Genomic DNA, 10,406 nt, shown 5'->3' with positions numbered 1-10,406 from the left:
GAACCCCGCGACCGGGGTCCTCGCCGTTGATGCGGAACTCGATGGAGTGGCCCTGCGGCTTCGGGTCGTCGTAGTCGATGGTGCCACCGGCCGCGATGCGGAACTGCTCGCGCACCAGGTCGATGCCGGTGACCTCTTCGGAGACCGGGTGCTCGACCTGCAGGCGGGTGTTCACCTCGAGGAATGAGACCGTGCCGTCGGCGCCGATCAGGAACTCGCAGGTGCCCGCGCCGACGTATCCGACCTCCTTGAGGATGGCCTTCGACGCCGAGTAGAGCAGGTCGTTCTGCTCCTCGGTCAGGAACGGTGCAGGAGCCTCTTCGACGAGCTTCTGGTGGCGGCGCTGCAGCGAGCAGTCGCGCGTGGAGATGACGACGACGTTGCCCTCGGCATCGGCCAGGCACTGCGTCTCGACGTGGCGCGGCTTGTCGAGGTACTTCTCGACGAAGCACTCGCCGCGACCGAAGGCGGCGACAGCCTCGCGGGTGGCCGACTCGAACAGCTCGGCGACCTCGTCGAGCTCGCGGGCGACCTTGAGGCCACGTCCGCCGCCGCCGTATGCCGCCTTGATGGCGATCGGGAGGCCGAACTCCTTCGCGAAGGCGATGACCTCGTCGGCTCCGGCCACGGGACCGGGGGTTCCGGGCGCGAGGGGAGCACCGACCTTCTCGGCGACGTGACGCGCGGTCACCTTGTCGCCGAGGGCCTCGATCGCCTCGGGCGACGGACCGATCCAGGTCATCCCCGCGTCGATGATGGCGCGGGCGAACTCGGCGTTCTCGGCGAGGAACCCGTAGCCGGGGTGCACGGCGTCGGCACCGGCGCGGCGGGCGATGGAGAGGATCTTCTCGATCTGCAGGTACGTCTCGGCGCTGGTCGAGCCGCCGAGCGCATACGCCTCGTCTGCGAGACGGGAGTGCAGGGCATCACGATCCTGGTCGGCGTAGACGGCGACCGACGCGATCCCGGAGTCTCGAGCGGCGCGGATGATGCGTACGGCGATCTCGCCGCGGTTGGCGACGAGCACCTTGGCGATAGCAGGCATGGTTGCCAGCCTAGCGAGAAGGCCCTCGATCCCTTTGACGACTCCCCACAAGAAAGTGGGGGAAACGTGGAGGGGAGTCTACGACCACAGATCCGTCCATCGGACGCCGAGCTCCGCGGCCAGGCGCCGCACGGTCGACAGGGACATGCCCACGACGGTCGAGGGATCGCCGTCGACCCGGGTGATGAAGGCACCGCCCAGACTGTCCACGGTGAAGGCTCCCGCCACGTGCAGCGGCTCGCCCGAGGCCACGTAGGCCGTGATCTCCGCGTCGCTCACGTCTTCGGCGAAGGTCACCGCCGCCTCGGCGACGGCGGTCGCCTCGACGGGCTCCGCGCCGGGAACGACCCGGAACACCGAGTGCCCGGAGTGCAGGATGCCCGTCGCTCCGCGCATCTCCTCCCACCGCCGGGTGGCCTCCTCCGCGGTGTACGGCTTGCCGTAGACGCGCCCGCCGAGCGCGAACATCGAATCGCCGCCGATCACGAGACCGTCGAACTCGCCCTCCTCTGCGAGACTGCGGGCGACCGCTGCGGCCTTGGCGCGGGCGAGGAGCAGCACCAGCTCGGCGGGGGCGAGCGCGGCGCCGTGTTCGGCCTCGGCGGCTGCGGCGACGGCATCCTCGTCGACGTCCGGAGACAGGGTGAGCGGCTCGATCCCCGCCTGCCGCAGCAGCATCAGTCGGGCGGGAGACGTGGAGGCGAGGCAGACGCGCATGTCCACCACCGTATCCTCGAAGAATGACTTCCTCCGCAGCCGACGTGCTCGAACTCGACATCACCGGCATCGCACACGGGGGCACCTTCGTCGCCCGTCATGAGGGCCGCGTGGTCTTCGTCTCCGATGCGATCCCCGGGGAGCGTGTCCGTGCCAGGGTGATCGCCCCACAGGAGGGCGCGGACGCCTCCACCCGCAGCTTCTGGCGGGCCGAGACGATCGAGGTCCTCGACGCGTCGGAGCATCGCCGTCCGCACATCTGGGCCGAGGCCGATCTCTCCCGGGATCCGGCGGACCGCCCGGGCGGAGCCGATCTCGGCCACATCGACCTCGGGTACCAGCGGGTGCTCAAGCGCCAGGTGCTGACGGAGGCGCTCGACCGGTTCGCGGGATCAGGTCTCGTCGCTCCCGAGATCGAGGCCGTCGACTCCGGTGACGGCACCGGCTGGCGCACCCGCGTCACCCTGCACGTCGACGAGTCGGGTGAGGTCGGTCCGTTCGCTGCGCGCAGCCACCGCGTGGTCCCCGTCACCAGCTACCCCCTCTCGCGTCCCGCCATCGCCGAGGCCGCACTCGCCCTGCACGGCGAGGCGCCGGGACGCATCGAACTCGTCGAACCGGCCGACGGCCGAGTCCGCGTCATCCGGCGGGAGGAGACCGAGCGGCCGGCGAAGGTCGCTCGCGGCTTCCGTCGCCGCCCGACACCGGAAGTGATCGAGGAGGTCGTCGGCGACCGCCGCTTCCAGGTCGATGCGACGGGCTTCTGGCAGGTGCACCCGCGCGCGGCGTCCGTGCTCGACGCCGCGGTCTACGGCGTGCTCGAGGGGCACGTCGACGAGCAGAAGACGCACTACGACCTCTACGGCGGTGTCGGACTCTTCGCTGCGACCCTCGCCGACCTCGGCGGCTCCGACATCGTCACGGTCGAGTCGAGTGCGCGGGCCACCCAGCACGCAGCCGCCAACCTCGCCCCGCTCGATGTGAAGGCCGTGACCGCGCGCGTGGATCGCTTCCTCTCCACGCAGAAGAGCGGTGGGCGCACCGGAGCCGTCATCCTCGACCCGCCGCGTGCCGGGGCCGGGCGCCAGGTCGTCGACGCGGTGCACGCCCTCGCGCCGGAGGCCATCGCGTACGTCGCGTGCGACCCGGTGGCCCTCGCCAGAGACCTCGGGACGTTCCGGACCCTCGGGTGGAAGGTCGACCGGCTGCGCGGCTTCGACCTCTTCCCGCACTCGCACCACTTCGAGGTCGTCGCGCTCCTCACCCGGTGACCGATCCCGGCCGCCGCCGGGTACTCACTAGGCTGGGTGGATGAGCAGGGTCGCACTCATCGACGATCACGAGTCCGTTCGCCTCGGCCTCGAGGCCGCGTGCGCGCGTGATTCGCAGACGGTGGTGTTCTCCGGCAGCACGGTCGTCTCCTACCTCGAGTGGCGAGTGGCCTCCGCGTCCGCTCCGGCCGACGTGGTCGTGCTCGACCTCACTCTCGGTGACGGGTCGACCGTGACGGAGAACGTGACCTCGCTCGTGAACGACGGGGCGAGCGTCGTGATCCACAGCGTGGCCGACCGTCCCGCAGCAGTGCGCGAGGCGCTCTCGGCCGGCGCCGCCGGCGTCGTCAGCAAGTCATCCGCTCTCGACGACGTGTTGGATGCGATCCGCACCGTCGCCCAGGGCGAAGCGCTCAACAACGTCGAATGGGCCAGCGCCGTCGACGGCGATCGGGCGTTCGCCGACGCGCAGCTCTCCACTCGCGAGCGCGAGGTGCTCCGGCTCTATGCCACGGGGCTGCCGCTGAAGGCGGTCGCCGAACGTCTCGGCGTCGCCTACTCCACGGCCAAGGAGAACATCACCCGCGTCCGCGTGAAGTACGTCGAGGTCGGTCGTCCGGCACCCACCAAGGTGGACCTCCTCCGTCGGGCGATGGAGGACGGGATCGTCGCGGCCGACGGGGCGGCGAGTGCCCGCTGATCCGCTCAGCATCCGCGATGCCTGGAGCAAGATCCCCTCGCCCGGCAGCGCGGACACCGAGTTCGAGCGCTTCACCGGCAAGCGCATGGAGCGGATCCTCGCGATCGTCGTGGCGATCGGCTCTGCTGCGCTCGGCGTACAGGCTCTGATCGCCGCGCTGAGCTCTCCGTTGCGGACAGATGCGGCGGATGCCGTGATCCTGGCCGCGGTCTTCGTGCCCCTGGCGGCGATGCTCGCCGCGTGTCTGATCGGGCGCGGTGTCCGCCTCTTCTCCGGCGTCTTCGCCGTGGTCTACGTCCTGGCCCTGGCCGCCTGGCCGTCCGTCGTCGATCCGACCGACAAGAGTGCGGGCGATCAGCCGTGGATCTTCTTCCTCGTCAACGTCGGCGTGGTCGCGGCGATGCTCGCGTTCCCGCTGCGACTCCAGTTCGCCTGGGCGGCGGGGATGCCGTTCGTCTACGGGTACGTCCGACTCGTCCAGGGCGAGTTCTCGCGGGAGTTCTGGGTGACGACCGCGTTCGATGTGTCGTTCACGCTGATCCTGGGCGTGGTCATGATCTCGCTCGGCTGGATGTTCCGCTCGGTCGCGGCCGGCGTGGACGAGGCCAGAGGTCAGGCGGTCTCGTCGTACTCGACCGCCGCCGCTGCTGCTGCCGCAGAGGAGGAGCGGGTGGCCATGTCGGCACTCATGCACGACAGCGTCCTGGCTGCGCTGATCGCCGCGGAGCGCGCAGAAGGCGAACGGGCGAAGGAGCTCGCTGTCGCGATGGCGCGCGAAGCGCTCACCCGGCTGGCGAACACCGAGGCCGCGGTGGCGCAGGAGGGGAGTGATGAGCCGATCGGGACGGCGCAGATCGTGGTGGAGCTGCGTCGAGCGCTCTCCGAACTCGGCGCCGACGCGATCGTCGAGGAGCGGGGCGGGATCGGGCTGATTCCCGGTCGCGCGGCCCGGGCCCTGGTGCTCGCCGCGCGTCAGGCCATCGGCAACGCCGTCGCACATGCCGGCGGGCGCGGCCTGCACATCGTCGCCGAGGGTCACGGCGACGAGGGGATCGCCGTCACGGTGTCCGACGCCGGGCCGGGTTTCGACGTCGAGAGCATCGGGGCGGATCGTCTCGGCATCCGGGCGTCCATCCTCGCTCGCATGGCCGGCGTCGCGGGCACCGCGGAGATCCGATCCGACGAGCACGGCACGATCGTGGTCCTGGGCTGGGAGCGCTCGTGAACCGCACCGTCCGCAGCGTCGCCACCTCGCTCGCCGTCGGGTTCGCGCTGTACTTCGTCGCGCGCGGTATCTGGTGGATCGAGCAGCCGACCGCACCGCTGGCGATGGTCCTCGCGATCGGTCTCTACCTCGTCGTCGTCAACATCGCGATCCTCGGCAGCGCCACTTCGGTGCGGATGCCGTTGTGGTCGGCCGTGCTCGCGCTGCTGGCCAGTGCCGTCATCCCGGCGCTGGTGACGTTCGCGCTCGACCCCGCCGACCGCACTGCGCCGTTCGCCACCTGGTACATCGGCGCACTCGGCCTGCTCGGGGTCGTGTGCGTCGTCCGTCGTCGGTTCCTCGTCGGCTGGGCGACGCTGGCGGTCCTGGTGGCGGCGACGTCCGCCTACCTCGGCCTCGGTGTGGCGTTGAGCCTCGGTCTGGTGGGCTCGATCATGTGGGTCGTCGTCGCCCGTCTGCTCGTGATGTTCTGGGATCGCGCGGTCCGCGACACGGAACGCCTCGCCGAGATCCAGCAGGCAGTCTCGGCCTGGCACGCCACGCAACGGGTGCGTCAGCGTGAACGGCGCCTGCGCACGCAGTTCGCTCTGGCTGTCGCGGGGCCCGTCCTGAGCCGTGTGGTGGCGTCTCGCGGGTCGCTGGACGATCAGGAGCGCCTGGATGCCCGTCTGGCCGAGGGGCGACTGCGGGATGAGCTGCGCGGTGCGGATCTGCTCAACGATGCGGTGCGGAATGCGATCGACAGCGCGCGTCGACGGGGCGCGGTCGTGACGGTGTTCGACGAAGGCGGCTTCGACGGCATCGACGAGGCGCGACGGGTCGAGATCCGGGATGAGCTGGCCGCCGTGCTCATCCGTGCCCGGAGCGCTCGCCTCATCATCCGTTCGGCTCGTGATCCTCGGGTCGCCGTGACCGTGGTCGGCCGCGCCGGCACTCGCTCCTCCGGCGACGATGATTCCGTCGACCTGTGGCACGAGATCCTGCGGGACGCCGCCGCGGTCTGATCCCCACCGACGCGGCGCGCCGCCCCTCGGCTCCGGTGGGGGAGGAGACCGGAGTCGAGGCGGTAGAGAGTGGGCGAGGGGCGGCGTATCCGCCTGCCCCTCGCCGTGCGGACAGTTACCCGAAAACCGTCCGCTGGTGGCCGATCAGCGTCTGTCTACCCTGGGACAGAGAGACCAGCCGAACGCGAAGCGTCTCATTCAGTCTGAGGGTTCTTCCAATCGTTGTCTGTAGGTATTTTGGGGGACACGATTTCCCCGCCGATGGGGGATCATTGGACGATGGGAACGCGCCGGGGCACGAATCTTCCGCGGATGGGCGACTTCAATCAGTCCGTCGTGTTGGAGGCCATCCGTCAGTCCGGTGAGGGGTCGAGCCGGATCGAGCTCGCCGCAGCGACGGGTCTGTCGGCGCAGACCGTCACCAACATCACACGGCGGCTGCTCGACGAAGGCCTCATCCGCGAGGCCGGACGCACGATCAACGGACCGGGCAAGCCGCGCGTCACGCTGCGGCTCGTCGCGGACAGCCGCTTCTCGGTCGGTGTGCATCTGGATCCCGCCCTCATGACTTTCGTGCTCCTCGACCTGTCCGGTGCGGTCATGCGGCGTGTCGGCGTGCGCACCCCGGCCATGGAACCTCCTCGGATCGTCCAGGCCATGGCGGCGACGGTCGACGCGCTCATCACGGTCTCGGGCATCGACAGGGCATCGATCGCCGGTGTCGGGGTCGCGGCGCCCGGCCCCCTCGATGCGGAGAAGGGCACCGTGATCGACCCGCCGAAGCTGCTCGGCTGGAACCGGGTGCCGCTTCGCTCCGTGCTGGCCGAGGCGATCGGCATCCCGGTGGTACTCGAGAAGGACACGACCGCCGCCGCGGTGGGCGAGCTCTGGACGCGGAGGGCGTCGGCCGACGACTCCTTCGTGTTCGTGTATCTGGGCACGGGTATCGGGGCGGCGCTGGCCAGAGACGGGGAAGCCGTCCCCGGAAGCACCCGCAACATCGGAGAGATCGGACACCTCATCGTCGACCCGGACGGACCGCCGTGCACGTGCGGCTCCCGTGGGTGCGTCGAGGTCGTCTGCACGCCGCAGGCGATCGTCGCGCAGGCGGAGCGGGCGGGAGTGTTCCGCGACGATCGTGAGCTCAGCGATGTCGAGGCGGTGGACGCGCGTTTCACGGAGCTGTGTCAGCGGGCGGCTGACGGCGATGAGCTCGCCGACGGTGTGCTGACGCGGGCCGCGGCGCACATGGCGGTGCTGACGGCCGGGCTGACGAACATGCTCGACGTGGACCGTGTGGTCTTCGGTGGCCCATTCTGGTCGCGGCTGGCCGAGGTCTACCTGCGGGAGATCCCCGACCGGCTCGAACGGGCGAGCGCCACACGTGCGGTGCGCTCGCTGCCCGTGGACGGAACGGTCGTCGGTGACGATGTCGCCGCTGTGGGGGCCGGCTGCGTGGTGCTCGATTCCGTGCTCAGCCCGCGAGCATCGGCGCTGCTGCTCGACCACTGATCCCGATCAGCCGGAGAATCGTCCCCAGGGGATGTCTCGACGCAGCGGGCGACGGAGCGGGCGCTGCGTGCGGGTCCAGGCCGAGACCGACGGCTCCTCGACGACGGCGTCCGCCGCCTCGGCCGCGTACGCCTCGCTGATCACCGCGATGAGTGCGGCGAGTTCCTCTTCGGTGGCGGCTCCACGGGTGATCTCGAGCATCGGGGCGACGTCCCCTGATGCTGCGTCCTGCGTGTCGTGCTCGGTCACAGCGGGATGTTCCCGTGCTTCTTCGGCGGCAGCTCCGCACGCTTGCCGCGCAGAGCACGCAGCGCCTTCGCGATCGAGACGCGGGTGTTCGCGGGCTCGATGATGCCGTCGAGCTCGCCGCGCTCCGCCGCGAGGAACGGCGACGCCACGTCGTAGGTGTACTCGTTCGCGAGGCGGGTGCGCACGGCGGCGACGTCTTCGCCGGCCTCCTCCGCCTTCTTGATCTCACCGCGGTACAGGATGTTGACGGCACCCTGGCCGCCCATGACCGCGATCTCGGCGGTGGGCCAGGCGAGGTTCACGTCGGCGCCGAGCTGCTTGGATCCCATCACGATGTAGGCGCCGCCGTAGGCCTTGCGCAGGATGACGGTGACCAGCGGCACGGTGGCCTCGGCGTACGCGTAGAGGAGCTTCGCACCGCGCCGGATGACGCCTTCCCATTCCTGGTCGGTGCCCGGCAGGTATCCGGGCACATCGACGAGGGTGACGATCGGGATCGAGAACGCGTCGCAGAAGCGCACGAACCGGCTGGCTTTCTCTCCGGCCTCGATGTTGAGCGTTCCAGCCATCTGCGACGGCTGGTTGGCGATGATGCCGACCGAACGTCCCTCGATGCGGCCGAAGCCGATCACGATGTTCGGGGCGAACAGCGGCTGGACCTCGAGGAAGTCGCCTTCGTCGACGATGTGCTCGATCACCGTGTGGATGTCGTAGGGCTGGTTCGTCGAGTCCGGCACGATCGTGTTCAGCGTGCGGTCGGCGTCGGTGGTCTCGAACTCGAAGGTGCTCTCGTACGAGGGCAGCTCCGCCATGTTGTTGTCGGGGAGGAAGCTGAGGAGCGTGCGCGCGTAGTCGATCGCATCGTCCTCATCCTCGGCGAGATAGTGCGAGACGCCGGAGCGGGTGTTGTGCGTGTACGCGCCGCCGAGCTCCTCCATACCCACGTCCTCGCCGGTGACGGTCTTGATCACGTCGGGTCCGGTGACGAACATCTGGCTGGTCTTGTCGACCATGATGACGAAGTCGGTGAGTGCCGGCGAGTACACAGCTCCTCCGGCGGCCGGGCCCATGATGATGGAGATCTGCGGGATGACTCCGGAAGCGCGGGTGTTCAGGCGGAAGATCTCGCCGTACTTGCCGAGCGCGACCACACCCTCCTGGATGCGTGCGCCGCCCGAATCCAGGATGCCGATGCACGGCATGCCTCCGGAGAGCGCGAACTCCATGATCTTGATGATCTTCTCGCCGGCGACCTCGCCGAGCGATCCGCCGAATGTCGAGAAGTCCTGGGAGTACACCGCGACGGTGCGTCCGTTGATCGTGCCGACGCCGGTGACGACCGAGTCGCCGTAGGGACGGGAGCGGTCCATGCCGAACGCGGTCGTGCGGTGGCGCACATACTCGTCGAACTCGACGAAGCTCCCGGGGTCGACGAGCAGTTCGATGCGCTCGCGGGCGGTCATCTTGCCCTTGGCGTGCTGCTTCTCCTTCGCCTTCGCTTCCGCGTCGACGACGGCTTCCGTGTAGCGAGCGCGCAGATCCGCGATCTTGCCGGCGGTGGTAAAGAGGTCGGGCTTGTCCGTCACGGATTCCACCCTAGCGTCGGGGCGACGCGCTCCGTTGGATGCTCGGCACAACGGGTCGGTCGATCCTTTGGCGATGAACGCGCGAGCTCAGTGCCCGCCGGGGTCCGGTTCCTGCTCGTGGTCGGTCTCCTCCAGTGCCGGATCGTTTTTGGGCGAGCGGCCGAGGGAGAGCGCTTTGCGACCGACCCACTCGACACCGCGGACTGTCGTCCCGGCAGCACCGGCCACCGCCGTGCCGGCGTACCGGGCGCCGCGCAGCACGCGCAGTTCGACCTTCTCGGCGCCGGGAACGGGCTCCAGCTCGAACGGGAGATCGATCGGAGCTGCACCGAACGCCCGATGCGATGTGGTGAGCACGCGACGACCGAGGATGTGGTTTCCGGCCCCGCCGATCGCCGCCCCGATGCCGAACGGCAACGCTTTGCCGATGATCGACGCTCCGCCCTTCGCGGCGAACTGCTTCACGAACATGCTCTTGAGCTGGTCGACCAGGGGGCCGACGGCGGCGCGGGGCAGCGACTTCGTGACCAGCTCGCCCCAGTAGGACGATCTGCTCCCGCCGCGCCCGGCCATCTGCCCCGCCAGTTGCCCGACCAGGTCGACGCCCTCCTTGCCCAGCATCAGGGTCATCACGAGAGCGCGTGCGCGATCGGGGTTGGCGACCGCGATGCCGTGCACCTCGGCGACCGACTGCGCGAAGAGCGCCGTCGACTCCACGAAACCCACGGTCTCGACGCCCGAGAGTGCCAGGGTCACGCCGGTGCCGATGCCGGGGACGACCGCGGTCGCTCCCACTGCCGCCCCGCCCGTGGTCACGGCAGCGAGGTAGCGTCGCTCGAGGATGCGGATGATCTCGGCGGGCGTCGCGTGCGGGTTGCGCAGGCGGATGCTGCGGATGTGCGCGAGCACGAGCGGGCGCTGGATCGACAGCACGCGGTCGAGCCCCCGCACCATCATCGGATGCTCCGGGGATCCGGCGGGAGGCACGCCCTTGTCCCACGGAGCATCGTCCGGCAGGGAGTGGATCTTGTGCACCTTGGGGGTCATGCGGCGATCCTAGGGAGTCAGCCCGCGAAAACGCCGAAAGCCCGGCCCCC

10 protein-coding genes are annotated in these 10,406 nt (G+C 69.8%); 5 read left to right on the top strand and 5 right to left on the bottom strand.

The features are described from left to right. Together ACNPM4_RS06210 and ACNPM4_RS06205 are read right to left on the bottom strand one after the other, a co-directional pair. On the bottom strand, positions 1–1,045 hold a 1,045-nt coding region (locus ACNPM4_RS06210; RefSeq protein WP_448985087.1), incomplete at its 3' end, for an acetyl-CoA carboxylase biotin carboxylase subunit. 78 nt (positions 1,046–1,123) lie between these two features. After that, positions 1,124–1,762, bottom strand: a complete 639-nt coding sequence (locus tag ACNPM4_RS06205) for a Maf family protein (protein WP_448985099.1) — start codon at positions 1,760–1,762, stop codon at positions 1,124–1,126. 23 nt (positions 1,763–1,785) lie between these two features. Here ACNPM4_RS06205 and ACNPM4_RS06200 point away from each other — a divergent pair, with 23 nt between their 5' ends. From ACNPM4_RS06200 to ACNPM4_RS06180, 5 genes are all read left to right on the top strand, one after another. Beyond that, positions 1,786–3,033, top strand: coding sequence for a class I SAM-dependent RNA methyltransferase (locus ACNPM4_RS06200; protein WP_448985086.1), 1,248 nt, complete (start codon positions 1,786–1,788; stop codon positions 3,031–3,033). 40 nt (positions 3,034–3,073) lie between these two features. Beyond that, positions 3,074–3,733, top strand: coding sequence for a response regulator transcription factor (locus ACNPM4_RS06195; RefSeq protein ID WP_029262528.1), 660 nt, complete (start codon positions 3,074–3,076; stop codon positions 3,731–3,733). Then, entirely contained in the window at positions 3,723–4,958 is a 1,236-nt protein-coding gene (locus tag ACNPM4_RS06190; RefSeq protein ID WP_448985085.1) for a sensor histidine kinase, read from the top strand. The genes ACNPM4_RS06195 and ACNPM4_RS06190 overlap by 11 nt, the downstream gene beginning before the upstream one ends. Continuing rightward, positions 4,955–5,962 (top strand): hypothetical protein, encoded by a 1,008-nt coding sequence (locus tag ACNPM4_RS06185; protein WP_231481809.1) that lies wholly within the window; start codon positions 4,955–4,957, stop codon positions 5,960–5,962. Before ACNPM4_RS06190 ends, ACNPM4_RS06185 begins: the two co-directional genes overlap by 4 nt. A gap of 312 nt (positions 5,963–6,274) precedes the next feature. Continuing rightward, the gene (locus ACNPM4_RS06180; protein ID WP_448985083.1) at positions 6,275–7,474 is read left to right on the top strand and encodes an ROK family transcriptional regulator; all 1,200 of its coding nucleotides are present in this window, start codon (positions 6,275–6,277) and stop codon (positions 7,472–7,474) included. 6 nt (positions 7,475–7,480) lie between these two features. On the opposite strand, the gene ACNPM4_RS06175 is transcribed toward ACNPM4_RS06180, so the two are convergent. The 3 genes from ACNPM4_RS06175 to ACNPM4_RS06165 all read right to left on the bottom strand — a co-directional run bounded on the left by ACNPM4_RS06175 (position 7,481) and on the right by ACNPM4_RS06165 (position 10,356). Next, positions 7,481–7,723 (bottom strand): acyl-CoA carboxylase subunit epsilon, encoded by a 243-nt coding sequence (locus ACNPM4_RS06175; protein WP_374956815.1) that lies wholly within the window; start codon positions 7,721–7,723, stop codon positions 7,481–7,483. Beyond that, complete coding sequence (locus ACNPM4_RS06170; protein WP_400859087.1) at positions 7,720–9,309, bottom strand: acyl-CoA carboxylase subunit beta; 1,590 nt, start codon at positions 9,307–9,309, stop codon at positions 7,720–7,722. Before ACNPM4_RS06170 ends, ACNPM4_RS06175 begins: the two co-directional genes overlap by 4 nt. Positions 9,310–9,396: 87 nt before the next feature. Further along, positions 9,397–10,356 (bottom strand): hypothetical protein, encoded by a 960-nt coding sequence (locus ACNPM4_RS06165; RefSeq protein ID WP_262002606.1) that lies wholly within the window; start codon positions 10,354–10,356, stop codon positions 9,397–9,399. Positions 10,357–10,406: the final 50 nt, after the last annotated feature.

The sequence above is a fragment of the Microbacterium umsixpiens genome (assembly GCF_053543675.1).
The sequence above is the reverse complement of the archived record's forward strand: the minus strand, read 5'-3'. Positions and strand labels throughout refer to the sequence as shown.